Annotated in this window: 19 protein-coding genes; 17 read left to right on the top strand and 2 right to left on the bottom strand. The window is 71.2% G+C overall.

The window, feature by feature from the left end; genetic code table 11:
• Window positions 1-3: 3 nt before the first annotated feature.
• From R9Z33_RS21670 to R9Z33_RS21640, 7 genes are read left to right on the top strand one after another with little or no spacing between them, the layout of a single operon-like run.
• Complete coding sequence (locus tag R9Z33_RS21670; protein ID WP_318648655.1) at window positions 4-1,266, top strand: NAD(P)/FAD-dependent oxidoreductase; 1,263 nt, start codon at window positions 4-6, stop codon at window positions 1,264-1,266.
• Window positions 1,263-1,886, top strand: coding sequence for a TetR/AcrR family transcriptional regulator (locus R9Z33_RS21665; RefSeq protein WP_318648654.1), 624 nt, complete (start codon window positions 1,263-1,265; stop codon window positions 1,884-1,886). The genes R9Z33_RS21670 and R9Z33_RS21665 overlap by 4 nt, the downstream gene beginning before the upstream one ends.
• A gap of 57 nt (window positions 1,887-1,943) precedes the next feature.
• Window positions 1,944-3,110 (top strand): Gfo/Idh/MocA family protein, encoded by a 1,167-nt coding sequence (locus tag R9Z33_RS21660; protein WP_318648653.1) that lies wholly within the window; start codon window positions 1,944-1,946, stop codon window positions 3,108-3,110.
• 3 nt (window positions 3,111-3,113) lie between these two features.
• Window positions 3,114-4,271, top strand: coding sequence for a dihydrodipicolinate synthase family protein (locus R9Z33_RS21655; protein WP_318648652.1), 1,158 nt, complete (start codon window positions 3,114-3,116; stop codon window positions 4,269-4,271).
• Window positions 4,268-5,077, top strand: coding sequence for a sugar phosphate isomerase/epimerase family protein (locus R9Z33_RS21650; protein ID WP_318648651.1), 810 nt, complete (start codon window positions 4,268-4,270; stop codon window positions 5,075-5,077). Before R9Z33_RS21655 ends, R9Z33_RS21650 begins: the two co-directional genes overlap by 4 nt.
• A 54-nt stretch (window positions 5,078-5,131) precedes the next feature.
• Window positions 5,132-6,103 (top strand): Bug family tripartite tricarboxylate transporter substrate binding protein, encoded by a 972-nt coding sequence (locus R9Z33_RS21645; RefSeq protein ID WP_318648650.1) that lies wholly within the window; start codon window positions 5,132-5,134, stop codon window positions 6,101-6,103.
• 3 nt (window positions 6,104-6,106) lie between these two features.
• On the top strand, window positions 6,107-7,063 hold the full coding sequence (locus tag R9Z33_RS21640) for a Bug family tripartite tricarboxylate transporter substrate binding protein (protein WP_318648649.1): 957 nt from the start codon (window positions 6,107-6,109) through the stop codon (window positions 7,061-7,063).
• On the opposite strand, the gene R9Z33_RS21635 is transcribed toward R9Z33_RS21640, so the two are convergent.
• Entirely contained in the window at window positions 7,060-8,478 is a 1,419-nt protein-coding gene (locus tag R9Z33_RS21635; protein ID WP_318648648.1) for an enolase-like domain-containing protein, read from the bottom strand. The genes R9Z33_RS21640 and R9Z33_RS21635 overlap by 4 nt on opposite strands.
• The gene (locus R9Z33_RS21630; protein WP_318648647.1) at window positions 8,475-9,293 is read right to left on the bottom strand and encodes a sugar phosphate isomerase/epimerase family protein; all 819 of its coding nucleotides are present in this window, start codon (window positions 9,291-9,293) and stop codon (window positions 8,475-8,477) included. The genes R9Z33_RS21635 and R9Z33_RS21630 overlap by 4 nt, the downstream gene beginning before the upstream one ends.
• 229 nt (window positions 9,294-9,522) lie before the next feature.
• On the opposite strand from R9Z33_RS21630, the gene R9Z33_RS21625 reads away from it, so the two are divergent.
• The 10 genes from R9Z33_RS21625 to cysG all read left to right on the top strand — a co-directional run bounded on the left by R9Z33_RS21625 (window position 9,523) and on the right by cysG (window position 22,570).
• Complete coding sequence (locus R9Z33_RS21625; protein ID WP_318648646.1) at window positions 9,523-10,158, top strand: ANTAR domain-containing response regulator; 636 nt, start codon at window positions 9,523-9,525, stop codon at window positions 10,156-10,158.
• A 169-nt stretch (window positions 10,159-10,327) separates the two neighbouring features.
• Window positions 10,328-11,344: a CmpA/NrtA family ABC transporter substrate-binding protein gene (locus tag R9Z33_RS21620; protein ID WP_318648645.1), complete on the top strand. Its 1,017-nt coding sequence runs from the start codon at window positions 10,328-10,330 to the stop codon at window positions 11,342-11,344.
• On the top strand, window positions 11,341-12,606 hold the full coding sequence (locus R9Z33_RS21615) for a CmpA/NrtA family ABC transporter substrate-binding protein (protein WP_318648644.1): 1,266 nt from the start codon (window positions 11,341-11,343) through the stop codon (window positions 12,604-12,606). Before R9Z33_RS21620 ends, R9Z33_RS21615 begins: the two co-directional genes overlap by 4 nt.
• A 2-nt stretch (window positions 12,607-12,608) precedes the next feature.
• Window positions 12,609-13,499: a nitrate ABC transporter permease gene (gene ntrB, locus R9Z33_RS21610; protein WP_318648643.1), complete on the top strand. Its 891-nt coding sequence runs from the start codon at window positions 12,609-12,611 to the stop codon at window positions 13,497-13,499.
• A 13-nt stretch (window positions 13,500-13,512) separates the two neighbouring features.
• Window positions 13,513-14,304, top strand: coding sequence for an ABC transporter ATP-binding protein (locus R9Z33_RS21605; RefSeq protein WP_318648642.1), 792 nt, complete (start codon window positions 13,513-13,515; stop codon window positions 14,302-14,304).
• Entirely contained in the window at window positions 14,301-15,491 is a 1,191-nt protein-coding gene (locus R9Z33_RS21600) for an NAD(P)/FAD-dependent oxidoreductase (RefSeq protein WP_318648641.1), read from the top strand. The genes R9Z33_RS21605 and R9Z33_RS21600 overlap by 4 nt, the downstream gene beginning before the upstream one ends.
• A complete protein-coding gene (locus R9Z33_RS21595) occupies window positions 15,491-17,197 on the top strand; it encodes a NirA family protein (protein ID WP_318648640.1) in 1,707 nt (568 codons plus the stop codon). The genes R9Z33_RS21600 and R9Z33_RS21595 overlap by 1 nt, the downstream gene beginning before the upstream one ends.
• Window positions 17,194-18,702, top strand: a complete 1,509-nt coding sequence (locus tag R9Z33_RS21590; RefSeq protein WP_318648639.1) for a sulfite reductase subunit alpha — start codon at window positions 17,194-17,196, stop codon at window positions 18,700-18,702. The genes R9Z33_RS21595 and R9Z33_RS21590 overlap by 4 nt, the downstream gene beginning before the upstream one ends.
• Window positions 18,702-21,245: a nitrate reductase gene (locus R9Z33_RS21585; protein WP_318648638.1), complete on the top strand. Its 2,544-nt coding sequence runs from the start codon at window positions 18,702-18,704 to the stop codon at window positions 21,243-21,245. The genes R9Z33_RS21590 and R9Z33_RS21585 overlap by 1 nt, the downstream gene beginning before the upstream one ends.
• A complete protein-coding gene (gene cysG / locus R9Z33_RS21580; protein WP_318648637.1) occupies window positions 21,245-22,570 on the top strand; it encodes a siroheme synthase CysG in 1,326 nt (441 codons plus the stop codon). The genes R9Z33_RS21585 and cysG overlap by 1 nt, the downstream gene beginning before the upstream one ends.
• Window positions 22,571-22,608 lie beyond the last annotated feature (38 nt).

The raw sequence follows: 22,608 nt of genomic DNA, 5'->3' as shown, positions 1-22,608 counted from the left end.
CCCATGCTGCCGCCGAGCCTCTATGCCGAGACCGCCATCCCCGCGATGCCGACGCCGCCTCTGGCCGGCGAGACGCGCGCCGAGGTCTGCATCATCGGCGGCGGCTTCACCGGCCTCTCCTGCGCGCTGCATCTGGCGGAAGCGGGGCGCGACGTCATCCTGATCGAGGCGGAGGAGCCGGGCTGGGGTGCCTCCGGCCGCAATGGCGGCCAGGTGAATCCCGGCCTGAAGCCCGACCCGGACCAGGTGATCGCCGATCACGGTGAGGATCTGGGTGGGCGCATGCTGGAACTCTCCTACGGCGCGCCGGATGCCGTCTTCGACCTGATCCGTCGCCACCAGATCCTGTGCGAGGCGCGGCAGGAGGGCACGATCCGTGCCGCCATTGATGGCAGCAACGCCGAGGATGTGCGCCGCACCGCCGAGCAATGCGCGAAGCGCGGCTGGCCCGTGGAGTATCTGGATGCCGCCGCCATCGCGAAGCTGACGGGCACCACGCGCTATGCGGGTGCCATGCTCGACCGGCGCGGCGGCGATGTGCAGCCGCTCTCCTATGCGCGGGGCCTGGCGCGTGCGGCGATGCAGGCGGGCGCGCGGGTGCATGGAAAGACGCCCGCCACCTCGCTTGCGGAGGCAGCGGGCGCGTGGTGCGTGACCACGCCGCAGGGCGCCATCACGGCCGCGCATGTGGTGCTCGCCACCAATGGCTATACGGGCGATCTCTGGCCCGGGCTGCGGCAGAGTGTGGTGCCGGTCTTCAGTTCCATCGCCGCCACGGCGCCGCTGGATGAGGCCGTGGCGCGAAAGATCATGCCGCTGCGCGCCTCGCTCTATGAGGCCGGGAACATCACCGTCTATTACCGGCTGGATCAGCAGAATCGCCTGCTCATGGGCGGGCGTGGCCCGCAGCGGCCGATCAGCGACACGCAGCCCATCCAATACCTGAAGGACTACGCGCTGCGCCTTTGGCCGGAGATCAAGGGTGTGGCCTGGACGCATGGCTGGAACGGTCAACTCGCCATGACGAAGGATCATTACCCGCATCTGCATGAGCCCACGCCGGGCCTGCTGGCGGGCCTCGGCTATAACGGCCGCGGCGTGGCCATGGGCACCGCCATGGGGCGGCAATTGGCGCGGCGCATCCTGGGCGAGCGGGTGGACATGCCGGTCACGCCCATCCGTCCCATCGCCTTTCATCGCTTCTGGCGCATCGGCGTCGCGGCCAAGGTGCTGGAAGGCCGGCTGCGCGACCGCCTGGGCCTGTGAGCGCGCTTTCCCCCCGCGCCGAGGCGACGCGCGCGCGCATTCTCGATGCCGCGCTGGCGGAATTCGCCGCGCATGGCCTGGCGGGCGCGCGGGTGGACGAGATCGCGGCGCGGGCGGGTGCGAACAAGCGCATGCTCTACGCCTATTTCGGCGCGAAGGAAGATCTCTGGCTGGCCGTGCTCGAGGCCGCCTATGCCGCCAAGCGCGCGGAGGAGGAGCAGGTCGAGGTCTCGCACCTTCCGCCGGCTGAGGCGATGGCGCGGCTGGTCGCCTTCAACCTGCGCTACACGGCGCGGCACCCGGAATTCGTGGCGCTGCTGAACCAGGAGAACATCCACCGTGCCGCCTATCTGCGCCGCTCGGCCGATGTGCCGGCGCTCTATTCGCCGCTGACGCAACGCCTGCGCGAGGTGCTGGCGCGCGGTGCCGCGGCCGGGATCTTCCGGCGCGATGCGGACCCTTTGCAGCTCTACCTCTCCATCGTGGCGCTGGGCCATTTCACGGTGGCGAACATGCACACCCTCTCCACCATCTTCGGCACCGACCTGGGCAGCGAGGCGGCGTTGGATGCGCGGGAGGCGCATGTGGTGGCCATGGTGCTGGGCTATCTGCGGCCTTGACCCGGAGCCCCGCGGGGCGATAGGTAACCAGACGGTTACTTAAACGGGGAAACGACCATGGCGCAACGGCGCATCGGCATCATCATGAACGGCGTCACCGGGCGCATGGGCATGAACCAGCACCTCATCCGCTCCATCGCCGCGATCCGCGCCGATGGCGGCCTGCCGCTCGCCAATGGCGACATCCTGATGCCGGACCCGATCATCGTCGGGCGCAACCGGGCGAAGCTGGAGGCGCTGGCCCGCGCGCACAATGTGGAGCGCGTCAGCACCGACCTCGACGCCTGCCTCGCCGACCCGAAGGACGAGATCTTCTTCGACGCGGCAACGACGCAGATGCGCGCGGGCCTCGTCCGCAAGGCCATCGCCGCCGGCAAGCACGTCTATTGCGAGAAGCCGACCGCCGACAATCTGGCCGATGCGCTGGACCTCGCGCGCGTTGCGAAGGCCGCCGGCATCAAGCACGGCGTGGTGCAGGACAAGCTGTTCCTGCCTGGCCTTCGCAAGCTGAAGATGGTGATCGACAGCGGGCAGCTGGGCCGCCTGCTCTCGGTGCGAGGGGAGTTCGGCTACTGGGTCTTCGAGGGCGATCTCCAGCCGACGCAGCGCCCTTCCTGGAACTACAAGAAGGCCGAGGGCGGCGGCATCATCCTCGATATGCTCTGCCATTGGCGCTATGTGCTGGACAACACCTTCGGCGCGGTGAAGTCGCTCTCCTGCCTCGGCGCTATCCACATTCCGAAGCGCAAGGACGAGGCGGGCAATTGGTACGATGCCGACGTGGATGACGCGGCCTATGCCACCTTCCAGCTGGAGGGTGCCAAGGGGGAGCCGATCGTGGCCCACATCAATTCCTCCTGGGCGACGCGCGTGCGGCGCGATGACCTCGTCACCTTCCATGTGGATGGCACGCATGGATCGGCCGTCTGCGGCTTGACGGATTGCTGGGTGCAGCCGCGCGTGGCCACGCCCAAGCCCGTCTGGAACCCCGACGTGCCGCAGACCATCAATTTCTACGAGGGCTGGCAGAAGGTGCCCGACACGCAGCCCTACCCCAACGGCTTCCGCGTCCAGTGGGAGCTCTTCCTGCGCCATGTGGTGGGCGAGGTGAAGGACTACCCCTGGGATCTGCTGGCGGGCGCCAAGGGCGTGCAGATGGCGATGGCCGGGCTGCAATCCTGGGAAGAGCGCCGCTGGATCGATCTGCCGAGGCTGGAGGTCTGAACGATGGCGACCCTGCGCCTGCCGACGGCCAACGGCCTCGAGGACTTCACCACCAGCCCGCCGCGCGAATTCGCGAAGGCGCTGCCGCCCTATCCGCGCGTGGCCTTCGCCGCCGCGCATGTGGTGGCCGACACGCTGGCCGAGCAGGATCCCTGGCTCGACGCCAAAGTGGATTGGGACCGCACCATCGCCTTCCGCAAGCACCTCTGGTCGCTCGGCCTTGGTGTCGCGGAAGCCATGGACACGGCGCAGCGCGGCATGGGCCTCGACTGGAAGGCGGCGCAGCAGCTCATCCGCCTGAGCCTGGATGCGGCGAAGGATCACCCGGGTGCGGTGATCGCCTCGGGCGCCGGCACGGACCACCTGACCCCCGGGCCGGATGTCACGGTGGATGACGTGATCCGTGCCTATGAGGAGCAATGCGAAGCCGTCGAGAAGATGGGCGGGCGCATCATCCTCATGGCGTCGCGTGCGCTGGCCAAGGCGGCGAACAGCCCGGCCGATTATGAGCGCGTCTATGCGCGCATCCTCGGCGGCGTGAAGCAGCCGGTGATCATCCATTGGCTGGGCGAGATGTTCGACCCCGCGCTCGAAGGCTACTGGGGCAACCACGACCACATGGCGGCGATGGAGACGGCGCTCGCCGTCATACACGCGCATGCCGCCAAGGTGGATGGCGTGAAGATCTCGCTCCTGGATGACCAGAAGGAGATCGTGATGCGCCGCCGCCTGCCGAAAGGCGTGCGGATGTATACGGGCGACGACTTCAATTACGCCGAACTGATCGCGGGCGATGCCGAGGGCTATTCCGACGCGCTGCTCGGCATCTTCGACCCCATCGCACCGGCGGTGGGTGGTGCTCTGGCCTCGCTGGCGAAGAACGATCTCAGCACCTTCCACGAGATCCTGGCGCCGACGGTGCCGCTCAGCCGCCACATCTTCAAGGCGCCAACCCGCTTCTACAAGACGGGCGTGGTCTTCATGGCCTGGCTGAACGGGCATCAGGACCACTTCGTCATGGTCGGCGGGCAACAGAGCACGCGCTCCATCCAGCACTTCGCCGAGCTGTTCCGCCTCGCGGATGCGGCGGGCCTGCTGAGCGACCCGGAGCGTGCGGCGAGCCGGATGAAGCAACTGCTCGCCCTGCATGGTGTCGCGTGATTCCGCTCTCGCTCAATACCGTCACCGTCAAGGAGAAGTGGGGCCTCGCCGACTGCATCGAGGGCTGCGCGCGGCATGGCATTCCCGGCATCTCGCCCTGGCGTGACGTGCTGCACGCCATGGGCGTGGATGGCGCCGCGCGGAAGATCCGAGATGCGGGCCTGACCGTCACCGGCCTCTGCCGCGGCGGCATGTTCCCCGCGCCGGACGCCGCGGGCCGCGCCGCTGCCATCGAGGACAACCGCCGCGCCATCGAGGAGGCGCACAAGCTCGGCGCGCAATGCCTCGTCATGGTCTGCGGCGGCCTGCCCGCGGGCTCGAAGGACCTGCCTGGCGCGCGCGCCATGGTGCGCGATGGGCTCTCCGCCATCCTGGCCGAAGCGCGTGCCGCTGGCGTGACACTGGCGCTGGAGCCGCTGCACCCCATGACCTGCGCGGATCGCTCGGTGCTCTCCACCCTCGGCCAGGCGCTCGATCTCTGCGAGGCGCTGGGGGAGGGCGTCGGCGTCGCCGTGGATGTCTATCATGTCTGGTGGGACCCCGATCTCGCGCGCCAGATGCGCCGGGCCGAGGGCCGCATTGCCGCCTTCCACGCCTGCGACTGGCTGGTGCCGACGACCGATCTCGTCTTCGACCGCGGCATGCCCGGCGATGGCGTCATCGACATCGCGGCCATCCGCCGTATGGCCGAGGCTGCGGGCTACAACGGCTTCACCGAGGTCGAACTCCTCTCCCGCCGCTGGTGGGCGGAGGAGCCGGATCACGTGCTGCGCGTGATGAAGGAGCGTCACGCCGCGATTTCTTGAACCACGCTGGGCAAGCCGCGTAGAACGGCGCCCAAGAACCGGAGGAAACACGAGATGATCCGCACCACCCGCCGTGCGGCGCTGGCCCTGCCGGCGTTGCTGCTGCCGAGCCTCGCATCCGCCCAATGGGCGCCGACGCGTCCCTTGCGCTTCGTCGTGCCCTTCGCGGCCGGCGGCGCCACCGACATCGTGGCGCGCGTGCTGAGCGACCCGATGGGCGAACGCCTGGGGCAATCCGTCGCCGTGGACAACCGCACCGGTGCGGGCGGCAATGTGGGCGTCGAGAACGTGGTCCGCAGCGCGCCGGACGGCATGACGCTGCTGATGGGCACGACCGGCACGCTCACCATCAATCCGCATCTCTACGCCAATATGGGCTTCAACCCGCTGACGGATCTCGCGCCCATCGGCCTCGCCTTCGCGACCGACCATGTGCTGATCGTGAACCCGCAGGTGCAGGCGCAGACGGCGCAGGAATTCCTGGCGCTGGTGCGCGCGCAGCCGGGCCGTCTCTCCTACGGTTCGGGCGGCAATGGCAGCTCGACCCATACAGTGGTGGAGCTGTTCAAGCTTGTCGCGCAGGTCGACATCCAGCACGTGCCTTACCGCGGCTCCGCCCCCGCGCTGAACGACACGGTCGCCGGCAATGTCCAGGTGATGCTCGACCAGGTGGCGAGCGCGCTGCCGCAGATCCAGGCGGGCCGCGTCCGCGCGCTGGCCGTGACCGGCGCCCGCCGCCATCCGGCTCTGCCGAATGTGCCGACCGTGGCCGAGATCGGCCTGGCTGCCGCGGAAGCCACCTCCTGGGGTGCGGTGATGGCGCCCGCCGGCACGCCGCCCGCCGCAATCGAACGCCTGAACGCCGTGCTGCGCGAGGCGCTGACCCTGCAGCCGGTGCGCGAGCGCCTGACGCAGGTGGGGGCCGAGGCGGTCACGTCCAGCCCCGCCGAGCTGGCCGCCTATCTCCGCGCCGAGACCGAGAAATGGGGGCGCGTCGTCCGCGAAGCGCGCATCACGGTGAACTGAGCCATGCTGCGCCGCGCCCTGCTCGCCACGCCGCTGGCCGCGCCCGCGCTGGCGCAATCCTGGGCGCCGACCCGGCCGATCCGCATGGTCGTGCCCTTCGTCGCCGGCGGCAGCACGGATGTGGCCGCGCGCATCGTGGCCGAGCCGATGGGCGAGCGTCTCGGCCAGCCTGTCATCGTGGAGAACCGCGGCGGCTCGGGCGGCAATATCGGCGGCGAGATGGTGGCGCGCGCGGCGCCCGATGGGCACACGCTGCTGATGGGCGTGACCGGCCTGCTCAGCACCAACATCCATATCTACCGCAACATGGGCTTCAACCCGGCGCGCGACCTGGCGCCGGTCGGCATGGCCTACACGAGCGACATGGTGATCGTGGTCCCGCCCTCGCTGCCGGTCCGCAATCTCGCGGATTTCGTGGCGCTGGCGAAGGCGCGGCCAGGGCAGCTCTCCTTTGGTTCCTCAGGCCATGGCGCCTCGACGCACACGGCTGCCGAGCTGTTCCGCCTCGCCGCCGGCATCGAGCTGCTGCACGTGCCGTATCGCGGCTCGGGCGGTGCCATGGCGGACCTCATGTCCGGCACCATCCAGATGATGCTGGTGCAGATCGCGGCGACGGTCGGCCCGGTGCGCGAGGGGCGACTGCGTGCCCTGGCCGCGACCGGCCCACGCCGCCATCCCCTGATGCCCGATGTGCCGACGCTGGCCGAGCAGGGCTACCCCCAGGCCACGGCCACCTCCTGGGGTGCCGTGATGACGACCGGCGGCACGCCGCCCGCAGCCATCGCGCGGCTCTCCGAGGCGTTGCGCGCCGCACTCGCCACGCCCGCCGCCATGCAGCGCATGACCAATGCGGGCGTGGACCCGGAGGCGAGCACGCCCGAGGCGCTGGCGGGCTTCCTCCAGGCGGAAACCGAGAAATGGGGCCGGGTCGTGCGGGAGGCCCGGATCACGGTGGACTAGGGCTGCCCCTGGCGAGGCCACGCCGCCCTCTCCATCGCGCGCATCGCCGATACATCCGGCGTCTCCACGCTGCCGAAGCCGGGAACGGCGAGGCTCCCGATCTCCAGCCCGCCCTGGCGGATCTTCAGGCGCGGGCCGCGCGGCGTGTCCGCATAGAGATCGGGATGCGCCTCCATGAAGCGCACCGCCTCGGCCTTGGGCCGCCCGCTGAATCCATCGATGAAGTGGTGCCCGTTGCGCTCCACATGCGTCAGGCCCATCGCGCTCACCAGCGCCAGGTCCTGCTGCACGCAGATGCCCGCCAGCGTCGTCAGATCCTCGGCCGACATGAAATGCCCGTCGCCCCATTTGCGGCAGCGCGCCAGATTGATGAGCGAGCGCCACATGCCCTTGCAGGCCTTGGTGGAGACGCCGGCATAGCCGAGCCCCTTGGCGATCACGAAGGCGTCCAGCGCGCCGTCGCTCTCATCAATGATCACGGGCCGCGCGGCGGCCAGCGCCGACATGCCCGTCTCCAGCGCGCGTGCGCGCTTCACCGGCTGCTCGATGAAGAGGATGGAGGCGCAGAGCCGCTTCAGCCGCGGCTCGGCCTGCATGGCGCGCCAGAGCGCCAGCGCGCCCTCCGCATCCTCGTATTGCTCATTGCCGTCCAGGGTCGCGTGGTAGCCGCCATGCAGACGGTCGAGCACGGAGGCGATGCGGCAGAGGCGCTCGACATCGGTTTCGACATGGCCGCCGACCTTCAGCTTCCAATAGGCATGGCCGTAGGTGGTGGCGACCTCTTCCAGCGTCTCGGGCAGGCCGTCATTCACCCGCTCCTCCAGGTCGGCGGCGGTGATCGGGTCCACCAGGCCCACCGTGTGGCGCGCATGGATGCGGCCGGGCGGCGGCGTCTCGGCCAGCATCGCCGCGAAGTCGAAGCCCGCGAGGTCCGGAATGAGCGCATGCGGCGCCATGCCGCCAAGATTGGCGCGCAGCGCCGCGTCGAATGAGAGGCCGGTCAGGCGCAGCAGCGCGTCGAACGCCGCGCGGTCCCACAGCGCGCGGCCGAAGCTCGCGACCAGCGGGTTCAGCCCCTCCGCCGCGCAGGCCGCGACATGCGCGGCATAGGCATCCGCATAATGGCCAAAGGCGGTGTTGAACCCCGCCGCCAGCGACTGTGCCTCGGCGATCTCGAGCGCGCGGCGCAACTGGTGCTGGTTGTCGGCGTCGCTGAGCGCGGGGTCCTTGTCGAACCACTTGGCGGCCAGCGTCTCGGCCGACCAGCCCCAGGCTTCGCGGCCCGATTCATCCTGGATGCGCGTGCGCACCACGGCCTGGATGCCGTCGCGCACGGTGATGACGCCGAAGCGGAAGGGCATGCGCAGCATGAAGGACCATTCGAAGCGCTCGGCTTCGAGGAAGCGGAATTTCATGGCGCGATGCCCTCCTGGATCCCGCGCAGATAGCCGATGGCCCGTGCCGCGCAAGCCACCGGATCGGGGTGGTAGTCGAAGGGCTCCACGCCGCAGATGCCGGCGTAGCGCGTGTCGTGCAGCGCGCGCAGTACCGGCGCGAACAGATCCGCGCCCTGGCCTGGGCCACGCTTGTTGCGGTCGTTCAGATGCACATGCGCGATGCGCCCCCCGGGGACATGGCGGCGCAGCAGCGCCGCGGCGCTCTCGCTCTCGCCGTTCCCGGTGGCGCAGGTGTCCAGCATGGTCTGCAGCGCGGGGTGGCCGATGCGCATCACGATCTCCAGCGCCTCGGCGAGCGAGGAGGCCCAATTGGTCTGGCCCGGGTCGAGCGGCTCCAGCACATAGGAGACGCCGGCCGCGCCGGCATGGTCGGCGATCACGGCGAAGGCGGCCTCGGCGCGCGCCGCATCGCCCGGCTCGCGCACACGCCGCTGCGCTGGCGATCCGTGCACGAGGTAGGTGGCGCCCAGATCCACGGCCAGGTCCACCAGCGCGCGCATCACATCCACCGTGGCCGGCTGCCGCGCGGCTTCGGTGATGGACAACCCGGCCGGCGCCACCAGCAGCCAATGAAGCCCGGTGATCGGTTGGCCGGCCCCTTCCGCTATGCGTCGGAACTCGGCGCGGCGTGCGGCGGGCAGCCGGTGCGGCGTCTCGGCATCCAGGGTGAATGGCGCGACCTCCAGCCCGTCATAGCCAAGGCTGGCGGAGAGCCGCGCCTGCTCGGCGAAGGGCAGATGGCGCAGCACCTCATTGCAGAGCGCGAAGCGCATGGTCGTTCCCTCCCTCAACCCGGCGAGGCTAGCGCGGCCGCCCGGGCCGCGGCAGTTCAGCGCCGTGCATTTTTCGCAGCACCCCGCTTTCGGACAAATCGCCCGCCCGCCGGAAGCGGCTGGAGCAGGAGAGGGAGGAGGGGAGGGGATTCGTCATACCGGTATCATAGGAAAATAATGCCAAATCGGAAAGACAAAACCTTCCGGTCTTTTCCCGCCGGCCGCATCCGTGGCATGCAGGGAGCGGGGAATACGCCAGCGCGGCCCGAATGAGGGGGCATCAGCGCTGCGGGTCTTGTTGGTGGATGGCGAGCCTGAGCGTGCGGAAGCCGTGCGCCTGGGTCTGGAAGCGGCCGGTTGTGCCGTCGTGGCGATCGCGCCCGACGTGGCTGACCTGACGGCGCGCGTCCGCGCGAGCCAGGCCGATGTCATCGTCTGCGACCTCGACGACCCCTCGCGCGATGCGCTGGAATCCATGCGCGCCCTGCACCGTGACGAGCCTCGCCCTGTCGTCCTCTTCGCTGAGCGCGGCGCGCCCGAGCAGATCGAGGCGGCGCTGGAGGCCGGCGTCGCCGCCTATGTGGTGGAGGGCCTGGCGCCCGCGCGGGTGCGGCCGGTGCTGGAGGTCGCGATCCGGCGGTTCCGGGCGCATGAGGCGCTGCGCGCCCAGCTCGCCGAAGCGCGCGCGACGCTGGAGGAGCGCGACCAGATCGCCGCCGCCAAGCGCCGGCTGATGCGCGATGAGGGCCTGTCCGAGCCCGAGGCGCACCGCCGGCTGCAGCGCATGGCGATGGAGCGGCGGCTGAAGCTGGGGCCCATGGCGGCGGCCTATCTGAATAAAAAACCGGCAATTCGGATCGAGTAGAGGCGACTCAGGTTCGTTCGCCTAACAAGCGTGCATTTTGCCGCTTGCGCCCTGTCCCTCACTGGCGATAGGAGGCATCCCACGGGCGGAATGCAATGGCGCATTCCTGGCAAGCCCGGCCCTCCTCCCGGTGGCCCATGACGGTCCGCCCGATGCGTGGACCTGCCGCTTGCGCCCGCTTGGCCTCCCCACCCCCCGCATCCGTCCGGCCGCGCGCGTCATGCGCCTGGGCTTCGTTCCGCTCTTTGACGCGGCGCCGCTGCTGGTGGCCGAGGCGCTGGGCCTCTTCGAGACGGTCGGCCTGCGCGTGGCGCTCTCGCCCGAGGGCTCCTGGGCCGCGATCCGTGACAAGCTCGCCTTCTCCGCGCTGGATGGTGCGCATCTTCTCGCGCCCATGCCCATCGCCCTGGCGGCCGGGCTCGGCGGCGTCGAGGCGAGGCTGCAGGTGGCCTGCGGCCTCTCGCGCAACGGCAATGGCATCACCCTCTCGAACGAACTGGCGGCCGGCGATCTCGCGGCCAAGCTGAAGGCGCGGCGTTCGCCCGCGACGCTCGCCGTCGTCTTTCCCTTCTCCTCGCACAACTATCTGCTGCGCCGCTGGCTGCTGGCCCAGGGCGTGGACCCCGAGCGCGATGTGCGCCTCACCGCCGTGCCGCCACCGCGCATGGCGCACCGGCTGGCGGCCGGCGAGATTGACGGCTTCTGCGTCGGCGCGCCTTGGGGGGCGGCGGCCGAGGCGATGGGGGCGGGCCAGGTCGTTGCCGGCACGGCGGAGATCTGGCCCGAGCACCCCGAGAAACTGCTCGCCTTCAGCACGGAATACCTCGCCACCCATCGCGAGCAGACGGTCGCCGCCACCGCCGCTGTCATCGCTGCCGCGCGCTGGCTCGATGACCCGGAGAACCGCGTGGAGGCCATCTCCATCATGGCCGGCCGCGCGCTCTGGCAGCTCAGCCCCGCCACCATCGAGAGCGCCTTCGACGCGACACACCGGATCCGCTTCCGCGCCGCCACCCTGCCGCGCCGAGAGGAGGCGGCCCTCTGGCTCTCCGCCATGCGCGAGGCCGGGCACATGCCCGGCACCATCCCCGACGCGCAGGCCCTCGCTCCCTTCCATGACGGGCTGTGGCGCGATGCCGCGGCCCGCCTGAACGAACCCGAACCCCTCCTGGAGACCCAAGCATGAGCCTCTCTCGCCGCAACGCCATCGCCGGCACCGCCGCCCTCCTCGCCGCCGCAAAGGCGGTGAGCGGCTCGGGCGTGCATGCCCAGGGCAGCACCACGCCGGAGGTCCGCAAGGCGATCTTCGGCTTCATCGCACTGACCGATGCCGCGCCGCTCATCATCGCGCGTGAGAAGGGCTTCTTCGCCAAGCATGGCATGCCGGATGTGGAGGTGAACCGCCAGGCGAGCTGGGGTGCGACGCGCGACAACCTGGTGCTGGGCGGCGGGCGCGGCGGCATTGACGGCGCACATCTGCTGACACCCATGGCCTATCTGATCCACATGGGCCGCATCACCCAGAACAACCAGCCCGTGCCCATGGCGCTGCTGGCGCGGCTCAACACCAATGGCCAGGCCATCAGCGTTGCTGCCAAGCACATGCAGCTTGGCGCGCGGCTTGACGCCTCGCCGCTGCGGCGTGCGCTGAACAGCGACAGCAAGGTGGCGATGACCTTCCGCGGCGGCACGCATGACATGTGGATCCGCTACTGGCTCGCCGCCGCCGGCATCGACCCGGAGCGCGACGTCTCGACCATTGTCGTGCCGCCGCCGCAAATGGTGGCGAATATGCGCGTCGGCACCATGGACGCCTTCTGCGTGGGCGAACCCTGGAACGCGCAGCTGGTGAACCAGCGACTGGGCTACACCGCTCTCGTCACCGGCGAGTTCTGGAAGGACCATCCGGAGAAGTGCCTGGCGCTGCGCGCCGACTTCGTGCAGCAGAACCCGCGAGCCACCGAGGCGCTGACGGCGGCCGTGATCGAGGCCGCGCGCTGGTGCGACACGCCGGCCAACAAGCAGGAGATGTGCGAGATCCTGGGTCGCCGCGCCTGGTTCAACGTGCCGGTGAACGACATCATCGGCCGCATGCGCGGCGAGGTGGATTACGGCGATGGCCGCACCACCACCAACACCGACATCACCATGAAGTTCTGGCGCGACCACGCGAGCTACCCCTTCCGCAGCCATGACCTCTGGTTCCTGACCGAGAATCAGCGCTGGGGCATCCTGCCCGAGGGGCTGGAGACGGCGCCGCTGCTGGCACAGGTGAACCGCGAGGACATCTGGCGCGCCGCCGCCGCCCGGGCCGGCGTGCCGAATGGCGAGACGCCCAGCGGCACCTCGCGCGGGCGCGAGACCTTCTTCGACGGCAAGGTCTTCGACCCCGAGAATCCGGCGGCCTATCTCGCCTCGCTCTCCATCAAGAAGCTCTCGGCGGCCTGAGCATGAACGCGATCACACCCCCGGCCGTCACGGCCACGCCGCCCCTCGCCACGCCCGCCGCGGCGCCCGCGCCCCGGTCATCCAAGGCCTGGGCCTCCGCCTTCATGCGCCGCGTGAACGAGACGCTGGCGGTGGTCATCCCGCCGCTGCTCGTCGTCGCGGGGCTCTTCCTGCTCTGGGAATGGCTCTGCTCCGGGCCGGGGGCGACCTTGCCGCCGCCCTCACGCGTCTGGAGCGACACGAAGGAGCTGATCCTCAACCCCTTCTATGACCGGGGCGGGTTGGACAAGGGCCTCGGCCTGCATCTCGCCGCCAGCCTGCAGCGCGTGGCGCTGGGCTTCGCGCTGGCCGTCGTGGTGGGCGTGGGGCTGGGCATGCTGGTCGGTTCCTCGAAGCTCGCGATGCGCGGCCTGGATCCGATCTTCCAGGTGCTGCGCACCGTGCCGCCGCTGGCCTGGCTGCCGCTCTCGCTGGCCGCCTTCCGCGAGGCGCAGCCTTCCGCGATCTTCGTGATCTTCATCACTGCGGTCTGGCCCATCATCATCAACACCGCCGTCGGCGTGCGGAACGTGCCGGCCGACTACCGCAACGTCGCGCGCGTCATCCGCCTGCGCCCGCATGAGTGGTTCCTGCGCATCGTGGTGCCGGCGGCGGCGCCCTACATCTTCACGGGGCTGCGCATCGGCGTCGGCCTCTCCTGGCTCGCCATCATCGCGGCCGAGATGCTGATCGGCGGCGTTGGCATCGGCTTCTTCATCTGGGATGCGTGGAACAGCTCCAACCTCTCGGACATCATCGTGGCGCTGATCTATGTCGGGCTCGTCGGCTTCGTGCTGGACCGGATCATGGCCTTCGCCGGTCGCGCGGTGACGCGCGGCACCACCGAGCAGTGAAGGGGCACGCGCCATGAACCGCAGCTTTCTCGAAGTCTCCCGCCTTTCGGTCCGCTTCGGGCCGACGGCGCCGCTGGTGCTGAACAGCATCGACCTGAAGGTGGAGCAGGGGCAGTACGTCGCCGTGATCGGCCATTCCGGCTGCGGCAAGTCCACCCTGCTGAACGTGGTGGCGGGCCTGCTTCCCGCCACGCTCGGCGGCGTGTTGCTGGAAGGCAGCGAGGTGACGGAGCCGGGGCCGGACCGTGCCGTGGTCTTCCAGAATCATTCGCTGCTGCCCTGGCTCACCGTCTATGAGAACGTGAAGCTCGCGGTGGACCGCACGGTGGGGCGCAATATGTCCCGCGCCGAGCGCCATGCCTGGACCATGGAGAACCTTGCCCTGGTCCGCATGGAGGGGCACGCTCAGAAGCGCCCGGCCGAGATCTCGGGCGGCATGAAGCAGCGCGTCGGCATCGCCCGCGCGCTGGCCATGAAGCCCAAGGTGCTGCTGCTGGACGAGCCCTTCGGCGCGCTGGACGCGCTGACCCGCGCGCATCTTCAGGACCAGGTGATGGCGATCCATGCGCGGCTCGGCACCACCATCATGATGATCACGCATGACGTGGATGAGGCGGTGCTGCTCTCCGACCGAATCGTGATGATGACGAACGGCCCCAACGCCACCATCGGCGAGGTGCTTGAGGTGGATCTGCCCCGCCCGCGCGATCGCCTGGCGTTGGCCTCCGAGCCGCGCTTCCTGGCGGCGCGCGAGGCGGTGCTGCGCTTCTTGCATGAGCGCCACGCGCTGCCGGCCGCCGCGTGAGCCAGCAGGTCCTGGTCATCGGCGCGGGGCCGGCCGGCACGCGCTGCGCGTTGCGCGCCGCCGAGGGAGGTGCGCGCGTGACGCTCTGCGGCGCCGAGGCGGCACTGCCCTATGACCGGGTGGCGCTCTCCGCGCTGCTGGCGGGCGAAAAGACGCTGCCCGAACTGATCCCGCATGACCTGCGCGGCTTGCAGGACCGTGGCGTCGCCTTCCGGCCCGCCACGCCCATCGCGGCGCTGGACCGTGCGGCGCGGGCGGCGGTGACGGCGCGCGGCGAGCGGATCCCCTATGACCGGGTGGTGATCGCCACCGGATCGCGCGCCATCCGCCTGAACGTGCCAGGCGCCGGGCTGCCGGGCGTGCTGACTTACCGAACGCTGGACGATGTGCGCGCCATGCTGCGCGCGGCGCGCGGCGGTGGCTCCGCCGTCGTGGTCGGTGGCGGGCTGCTCGGGCTGGAAGCGGCCGCGGGCCTGGCCCGGCGCGGCATGACGGTGACCGTGCTGCATCCGGTGGAATGGCCGATGGAGCGGCAGCTGGATGCGGGCGCGGGCGGATTGCTCGCGCGCCGGCTGGGGCGTGGCGGCATCCGCTTCGCCATGCCGGCGCAACTCGCCGCCATCGAGGGCGAGGGGCGCGTGGCGGGCGTGTTGCTGGCCGATGGTCGGCGCATCGCGGCGCAGATCGTGGTGATGGCGGTCGGCATCCGGCCCGACACGACACTCGCCGCCGCCGCCGGCCTCGCCATCGGGCGGGGCATCATGGCTGATGCGGTGATGCGCAGCAGCGATCCGGACATCCTCGCCATCGGTGAATGCGCGGAGGTGGAGGGCCGCATCATCGGCCTCGTGGCACCCGCGCTGGAACAGGCGGAGATCGCGGCCGCGACGCTGACCGGCGGTGCCGTGCGCTATGCGCCCCGCGCGGAATCGGTCGCGCTGAAAGTTTCCGGCACCGCCGTCTGGTCGGCCGGCGAGATCGAAGGGGAGGGCGTCACCCTGCGCGACGAGGAGGAGGATCGCTACCGGCGGCTCTTCCTGCGCGGGGACCGCCTGGTGGGCGCCGTGCTCTATGGCGACGTGGCCGATAGCGGTTTCTACCTGGACCTCATCGCCTCGGGCCGGAGGGTGGGGCGGCATGCCGCGGCCCTCGCGCTCGGCCCGGCCTTCGCGCGGGAGATGGCGTGATGGAAGGCCCCGGTTTCTCGCCCGAGCAGCAGAACTACCTCAAGGGCTTCATGGCCGGCGTGGAGGCGCGGCGCGGCGCGCTGGCGCCGGCGGGCGGCGGCACCGCGCCCGCCGATGCGCTGCGCGCGGCCCAGGATGCGACCATCGCGCGCGGCGGAAAGCTCGTCCCGCAGGAGGAAGCCAAGCGCGAAAGGCACCCGCTGGACCGCTGGAGCGAGATCACGGCGCGCGCCGAGGCCGGCCAATTCCCGAAACCCATCGATGACTTCATCGGCCGCTTCCACGGCCTGTTCTTCGTCGGCCCCGCGCAGGACGCCTTCATGTGCCGCCTGCGCATCCCTGGCGGGATCCTCACCGCGCACCAGGCGCGCGAGGTGGCCGCCATCGCAGAGCAATGCGGCGGCGGCTTCATCGACATCACGACCCGGGCCAACCTGCAGATCCGCCTGATCCCGGCCGGCAAGGGGCCGGAGGTGGTGATGCGCCTTGGCGAGATCGGCCTGCTGCCGCGCGGCACGGGGGCGGACAATATCCGCAACATCACGGCCTCTCCCACGGTCGGCCTCGATCCGCGCGAATGGCTGGATACGCGGCCCATCGTCCGCGCGCTGCACCACCACATCCTGAACACGCGCGACCTCTTCGGCCTGCCGCGCAAGTTCAACATCAGCCTGGATGGCGGCGGCTCCATCGCCGTGCTGGAGGAGACGAACGACATCGCGCTCAGCGTGGTGCGGGTGGGTGGCGCAGATCGCTTCCGCCTCGGCCTCGGCGGCATCACCGGGCATCAGGACCTGGCCACGCCCACCGATGTGGCGGTGCTGCCGGGCGAGGTGGTGAAGCTCTGCGATGCCATCCTGCGCGTCTTCATCGCCCATGGCGACCGCACGGATCGCAAGAAGGCAAGGCTGAAATACCTGCTGGATGCCTGGGGCCATGCGCGGTTTCTCGGCGAGGTGGAGGCGGTGCTGGCCCATCCCCTGCCGCGCTTCGACATCGCGGCGATGCAGCGCCCGCCGGCGCCCGATCGCCTCGCGCATGTCGGCGTTCACGCGCAGCGGCAGGAGGGCCTGCATTGGCTGGGCGTGGTGGTGCCGGCGGCCCGGCTTTCGGCGGATCAACTGCGCGGCCTGGCGGGCGTGGCAGAGCGCTTCGGCAATGGCGAACTGCGCCTCACCGTCTGGCAGAACCTGCTGGTCCCGAACGTGGCCGATGTCGCGGGCGCGCTCGCCGCGCTGGCGGCGCTCGGCCTCTCCACCGACGCCAATGCCATCCGCGCCGGCCTCGTCGCCTGCACGGGCTCGGCCGGCTGCAAATTCGCGGCCGCCGACACCAAGCGCAACGGCCTCGAGATCGCATCCTTCCTGGAGGAGCGGATCACGCTGGACGCGCCGCTCAACATCCACCTCACCGGCTGCCACCATTCCTGCGCGCAGCATTTCATCGCCGATATCGGCCTGCTCGGCGCCAAGGTGGAGCAGGGCGAGGATGTGCTGCCTGGCTATGACATCCATCTCGGCGGTGGCGCGGCGCAGGAGGCGCGGATCGGCCGGCTGATCCGCCCGAAGGTGCAGGCCGAGGCGGTGGCGCCGCTGCTGCTGAACATCCTGCGCCATTGGCAGGCCGATCGGCAGGCGGGCGAGAGCTTCCGCGACTTCTGCGCCCGCCACGCCGATGCCGAGTTGAACGGGATGCTCGAAGCATGAACGCCATCGCGCAGAATTTCGGCCCGGCCCCGGTGCCGCTGATCCCCGAATCCGCCCCCTTCACGCCCGAGCAGCGTGCCTGGCTGAACGGCTTCCTCGCCGGCCTCTATGGCGGCGCCGAACAGCCGGGCCTGTCCAGCGCGCCGCCGCCGCCCGCCGAGGATTTCCCCTGGCACGACCCGGCGCTGGAGCTCGACGAGCGCCTCGCCCTCGCCGAGGGGCGCAGCCTGCCGCGCCGCCTGATGGCCGCCATGGCGCAGCTCGATTGTGGGCAATGCGGCTATCTCTGCCAGACCTATGCCGAGGCGCTGGCCGACGGGCGCGAGACCTCCACCGCGCTTTGCCAGCCCGGCGGCAAGGTCACGCGCGATGCGGTGAAGCGCCTGATGGCCGATGTGGAGGTCGCGCCCGCCGCCGCGTCCCCCATTGTGGCGCCGCGCGGCGAGGTGGCGCGGCTGCTTGCCTCCGAGCGCCTGACCGGGGCCGCCAGCGGGAAGGATGTGCGCCGCATCGTGCTCGACCTGGGCGGCACCTCCGTTACCTATGAGCCCGGCGACTCGCTTGGCGTCGTCGTCCGCAATGATCCGGCGCTGGTCGAGGCCTGCCTCACCCGTCTCGGCGCCACGCAGGACGAGGCCCTGCGCGAGGCGCTCTCCGCCGAGCGCGACATCGCCCGCCCGCTCGACCGCACGCTCGATCTGCTCGCCGGCGCCGCGCGCGACCCGCGCGAGGGTGCCGCGCTCCGTCGCCTGGCCGATGGCGAGGATGGCGCCGAACCCGCCGATGCCGACCTGCTGGACCTGCTGGAGGCCTTCCCCTCCGCACGGCCGCCGCTGGGCGATCTCGTGGCTTCGTTGCCCACGCTGAAGCCGCGCCTCTATTCCATCGCCTCCTCGCCACGCGCCACGCCAGGGCGCGTGGAGCTTTGCGTCGGCGTGGTGCGCGATTCGCGGCGCGGGCGGGTGCGCGACGGCATCGCTTCCTGCCACCTCGCCTTCCGCGCGGATTCCGTGCCCGTCTATGCGCAGGCCAGCCATTTCCGACTGCCCGCGCGGGCCGAGACGCCGGTCATAATGGTGGGCCCCGGCACCGGCATCGCCCCCTTCCGCGCCTTCCTGCAGGAGCGCGCGGCCCTTGGCCTGAAGGGCCGCACCTGGCTCTTCTTCGGGGACCGCCATGCGGCGACGGATTTCCTCTTCGCGGAGGAGATCGCGGCCTGGCGCAAGGACGGCACGTTGCAGCGCCTCTCGCTCGCCTGGTCGCGTGACGGGAGGGCGAAGGATTATGTGCAGCACCGCATGCTGGAGGATGCCGCCGACCTCTGGCGCTGGCTGCAGGATGGCGCGCATTTCTACGTCTGCGGCGATGCCAGCCGCATGGCGAAGGATGTGGATGCGGCGCTGCGCGAGGTCGCGATGCGCGAGGGCGGCATGAACGCCGACCAGGCGCGCGACTGGATCGTCGCCCTCGCGCGGCAGGGCCGTTACCAGCGGGACGTGTATTGATGGACGGCTCCCTCCTCGCCGCCACGCGCACCACCTGCCCCTATTGCGGTGTCGGCTGCGGCGTGCTCGCCGGGGCTGATGGGAGTGTCCGCGGCGATCCGGCGCACCCCGCCAACCAGGGCCGCCTGTGCAGCAAGGGTGCCGCGCTGGGCGAGACCACCGGTCTCGAAGGCCGGCTGCTGCACCCGATGGTGGACGGCAAGCGGGCCAGCTGGGACGCCGCGCTGGATGCCGCGGCCGAGGGCTTCCGCCGCGCCCTCGCGCAGCACGGGCCGGAGGGCGTGGCGCTCTACGTTTCCGGCCAGCTCCTGACCGAGGACTATTACGCCGCCAACAAGCTCGCGAAGGGCTTCCTCGGCACCGGCAACATCGACAGCAATTCCCGCCTCTGCATGGCGAGCGCCGTCGCCGGCCACAGGCGCGCCTTCGGCGAGGACCTCGTGCCCGGCGTCTATGCCGATCTGGAGCAGGCGGACCTCGTCATCCTGGTCGGCAGCAACCTTGCCTGGTGCCATCCCGTCCTGCACCAGCGCATTCTTGCCGCGCGCGCGATCCGCCCGCAGATGCGCCTCGTCGTCGTGGACCCGCGCCGCACCGCGAGCTGCGAGGCGGCGGATCTGCACCTCGCGCTGCGGCCGGGCAGTGATGTCGCGCTCTTCGCCGGGTTGCTCGCGCATCTCGGCCGTGCCGGTTTCGCCCTGCCGGAGGGCCTTGGCCAGGTGCTCGACGTGCCCGCGCTGACCGGCCTCGCCCCCGCGCAGCTCGCCACCTTCCACCATTGGTTCACGACGACCGAGCGCGTGGTGACGCTCTGGAGCCAGGGCACCAACCAGTCGAGCAGCGGCACCGACAAGGCCAATGCCATCATCAACTGCCACCTCGTCACCGGCCGCATCGGCCGGCCGGGCATGGGGCCGTTCAGCGTGACCGGCCAGCCCAATGCGATGGGCGGGCGCGAAGTGGGGGCACTCGCCAACATGCTGGCCGGGCATCTCGATGCCGAAAGGCCGGAGGAGGTGGCGGCGCTGCGTGACTTCTGGCAGGCGCCGAACCTGGCCCTGAAGCCGGGCCTCAAGGCGGTGGACCTATTCCGCGCGGCGGAGGAGGGGCGCATCGGCGCGATGTGGGTGATGGCGACCAACCCTGCCGTCTCCCTGCCGGACTCCGCCCAGGTGCGGCGCGCGCTGGCGCGCATCCCCACCCTCATCCTCTCCGATTGCCATGCGGGCAGCGACACCGCGCAGCACGCGCAGATCCTGCTGCCCGCGCTGGGCTGGGGCGAGAAGGACGGCACCGTCACCAATAGCGAGCGCGTGATCAGCCGCCAGCGCGGCTTCCTGCCCGCCCCGGGCGAGGCGCGGGCCGATTGGTGGATCATCGCGCAGGTCGCCCGGCGCCTCGGCTGGGGCGCGCATTTCGCCTGGCCCAATGCGGCCGCGATCTTCCGCGAGCATGCGGCGGTGACGGAACTCGCCCGCCCCGCGCCGCGCGTCTTCGACCTCGGTGGCCTCGCCGACCTCAGCGACGCCGGATATGACGCCCTGCCGCCGACGCAATGGCCCGTGCCGCGCCAGGGGCCGCGCGGCGGCCGCATCACGCCGCCGGTGCAGCGCCTGGTGGTGACGCCCTTCCGCCGACCCGCGCATCAGGGCGGCATGATCCTGCTGACCGGCCGCCTGCGGGACCAGTGGCACACCATGACGCGCACCGGCCGCGTGCCGCGCCTGATGCAGCACGCGCATGAGCCGGTGCTGACCGTGAATCCCGCCGATGCCGCGGACCTCGCCGAAGGCGGCCTCGTGCGTGTGGCGAGCGCGTGGGGCGAGGCGGTGCTCCGCCTCGCGCTGGATGCGGCGACGCCGCGCGGCGCCTGCTTCGCGCCCATGCACTGGACCGACCAGCTCTCGCCGTGCGGCCGCATCAACGCGGCCGTCACCCCCGCGACCGATCCGGTGAGCGGCCAGCCCGAGCTGAAGCACACGCCCGTCACGCTCACGCCCTTCGCGGCTACCTGGCACGGCGTGCTGCTGGCCCGCCGGCCGCTCGGCGCAGCGCTTGCCGATTGGTGCGCCCTCGCTCCCGCGGCCGAGGGCGTATTCCGGCACGAGATGGCGGGGCAGGATGCCATCCCCTTCGCGCGGCTGGCCGAGGCGCTGGGCGAGGGGCCGCCCACCATCGCGCTCCACGCCGAGGCGACGGGCGAGCATCGCGCCGCCTGGCTGCGCGATGGTCATCTCATCGCCGTGCTGTTCCTCGGCCCCAACCATGTGCTGCCGCCGCGCGAATGGCTGATCTCCCTCTTCGCCGAGGCGCGGATCGGCAGTGCGGCGCGGCACGCGCTGCTGGCCGGCATGCTGCCCGATGGTCCGCCGCCCTCGCCCACGCTCTGCGCCTGCCACGGGGTGAGTGCGACCACCATCCGCGCCGCGATCGAGGCGGGTGCGGGCGATGTGGCGGCGATCGGTGCGGCCACCTGCGCCGGCACGGGCTGCGGCAGCTGCAAGCCGGAGCTCGCGGCCCTGCTGGCGTTGGCGCCCGCCTGATGCGCCACTTCCCCGCTTTCCTCGACCTGCAGGGGCGCATCGTCCTGTTGCTCGGCGCCGGCGAGGCGCTGGAGGCCAAGGCTGCGCTGCTGCGTGCCGCCGGTGCGGAAGCGCGCGAGGCCACGCGTTTTGATCCGGCCCTGCTGGAGGGCTGCGCGCTGGCCGTGGCGGCCGGCGCGCCGGAGGAGGATCTCGCTGCGCTGCACCGCGCCTGCCTCGCGCGCGGGATTCCCGTGAACGTCGTGGACCGGCCGGAATTCTGCTCCTTCATCACGCCCGCCATCATCACGCGGGAGGGGATCACCATCGGCGTCTCGACCGGTGGCGCGGCCCCGGTTCTGGCGCGGCTGATCCGCCAGAAGATCGAGGCGGTGCTGCCGCCCCTGCTCGGGCGCGTTGCGGCGCTTGGCGCGACGTTCCAGGCGGCCGTGCGCGCCCGCATCCCGAGCCTGCCCGCGCGCCGCGCCTTCCTGGAACGCGCGCTGACCGGCACCCCGGCCGATCTCGCGCTGGGCGGCCGGCAGGCGGAGGCGGAGGCCGCCTTCGCCCGGCTGCTGGAGCAGGCCGAGGCCGCGCCGCGCGGCTTCGTGCAGCTCGTCGGCGCCGGGCCGGGTGCCGCGGACCTGCTGACGCTGCGCGCGTTGCGCGCGCTGGGCGAGGCGGATGTGATCGTGCATGACCGGCTGGTGAGCGAGGAGGTGCTCGACCTTGCGCGACGCGACGCGCGGCGCATCTTCGTCGGCAAGAAGCGCGCGCTGCATTGCGTGCCCCAGGAGGGCATCAACACGCTCCTCGTCGAGCTGGCACGCGAGGGGCTGCGCGTGGTGCGCCTCAAGGGCGGCGATCCCTTCATCTTCGGCCGTGGCGGGGAGGAGGCGCAGGCGCTGGCCGAGGCCGGGATTCCCTTCGAGGTGGTGCCCGGCGTCACCGCCGCGCTGGGTTGCGCCGCCCAGGCCGGCATCCCGCTCACGCATCGGGACGCCGCCCGCATGCTCACCTTCGTCACCGGCCATACGCGCGAGGGGCGGCTTGACCTGGACTTCGCGGCGCTGGCCCGGCCGGGGCAGACGCTCGCCATCTACATGGGCCTTACCACCCTGCCGCAACTGCGCGACGGGTTGGCGCGCGAGGGCTTCGACCCTGGCACGCCCGCCGCGCTGATCGAGCGCGGCGGCTCGCCCCGCCAGCGGGAATTGCGCGGCACGCTGACCGAGATCGTGGCGCGCGCGCCTGGCTGGGCGGGGGATGGCCCGGTGCTGCTGCTGCTGGGCGAGGCGGTGGCGCATGGCGCGCTGCCGGCCCGCGCGGAAGCCGCCTTCGCCTGAGCGCCGGCTTGCGGTAGAACGCCCTCCTTGCCGGAGGA

Source organism: Sediminicoccus rosea, from assembly GCF_033547095.1.
GTDB lineage: Bacteria > Pseudomonadota > Alphaproteobacteria > Acetobacterales > Acetobacteraceae > Roseococcus > Roseococcus rosea.
Note: the sequence above shows the minus strand (reverse complement) of the source record. Positions and strands in the feature narration are given on the sequence as shown.

Bases quoted from the DNA above. Each gene is read 5' to 3' on its own strand.
- R9Z33_RS21670 (WP_318648655.1), top strand. From the start codon at position 4: ATGCTGCCGCCGAGCCTCTATGCCGAGACCGCCATCCCCGCGATGCCG.
- R9Z33_RS21660 (WP_318648653.1), top strand. From the start codon at position 1,944: ATGGCGCAACGGCGCATCGGCATCATCATGAACGGCGTCACCGGGCGC.
- R9Z33_RS21655 (WP_318648652.1), top strand. From the start codon at position 3,114: ATGGCGACCCTGCGCCTGCCGACGGCCAACGGCCTCGAGGACTTCACC.
- R9Z33_RS21645 (WP_318648650.1), top strand. From the start codon at position 5,132: ATGATCCGCACCACCCGCCGTGCGGCGCTGGCCCTGCCGGCGTTGCTG.
- R9Z33_RS21640 (WP_318648649.1), top strand. From the start codon at position 6,107: ATGCTGCGCCGCGCCCTGCTCGCCACGCCGCTGGCCGCGCCCGCGCTG.
- R9Z33_RS21635 (WP_318648648.1), bottom strand. From the start codon at position 8,478: ATGAAATTCCGCTTCCTCGAAGCCGAGCGCTTCGAATGGTCCTTCATG.
- R9Z33_RS21630 (WP_318648647.1), bottom strand. From the start codon at position 9,293: ATGCGCTTCGCGCTCTGCAATGAGGTGCTGCGCCATCTGCCCTTCGCC.
- R9Z33_RS21615 (WP_318648644.1), top strand. From the start codon at position 11,341: ATGAGCCTCTCTCGCCGCAACGCCATCGCCGGCACCGCCGCCCTCCTC.
- ntrB (WP_318648643.1), top strand. From the start codon at position 12,609: ATGAACGCGATCACACCCCCGGCCGTCACGGCCACGCCGCCCCTCGCC.
- R9Z33_RS21605 (WP_318648642.1), top strand. From the start codon at position 13,513: ATGAACCGCAGCTTTCTCGAAGTCTCCCGCCTTTCGGTCCGCTTCGGG.
- R9Z33_RS21595 (WP_318648640.1), top strand. From the start codon at position 15,491: ATGGAAGGCCCCGGTTTCTCGCCCGAGCAGCAGAACTACCTCAAGGGC.
- R9Z33_RS21590 (WP_318648639.1), top strand. From the start codon at position 17,194: ATGAACGCCATCGCGCAGAATTTCGGCCCGGCCCCGGTGCCGCTGATC.
- R9Z33_RS21585 (WP_318648638.1), top strand. From the start codon at position 18,702: ATGGACGGCTCCCTCCTCGCCGCCACGCGCACCACCTGCCCCTATTGC.
- cysG (WP_318648637.1), top strand. From the start codon at position 21,245: ATGCGCCACTTCCCCGCTTTCCTCGACCTGCAGGGGCGCATCGTCCTG.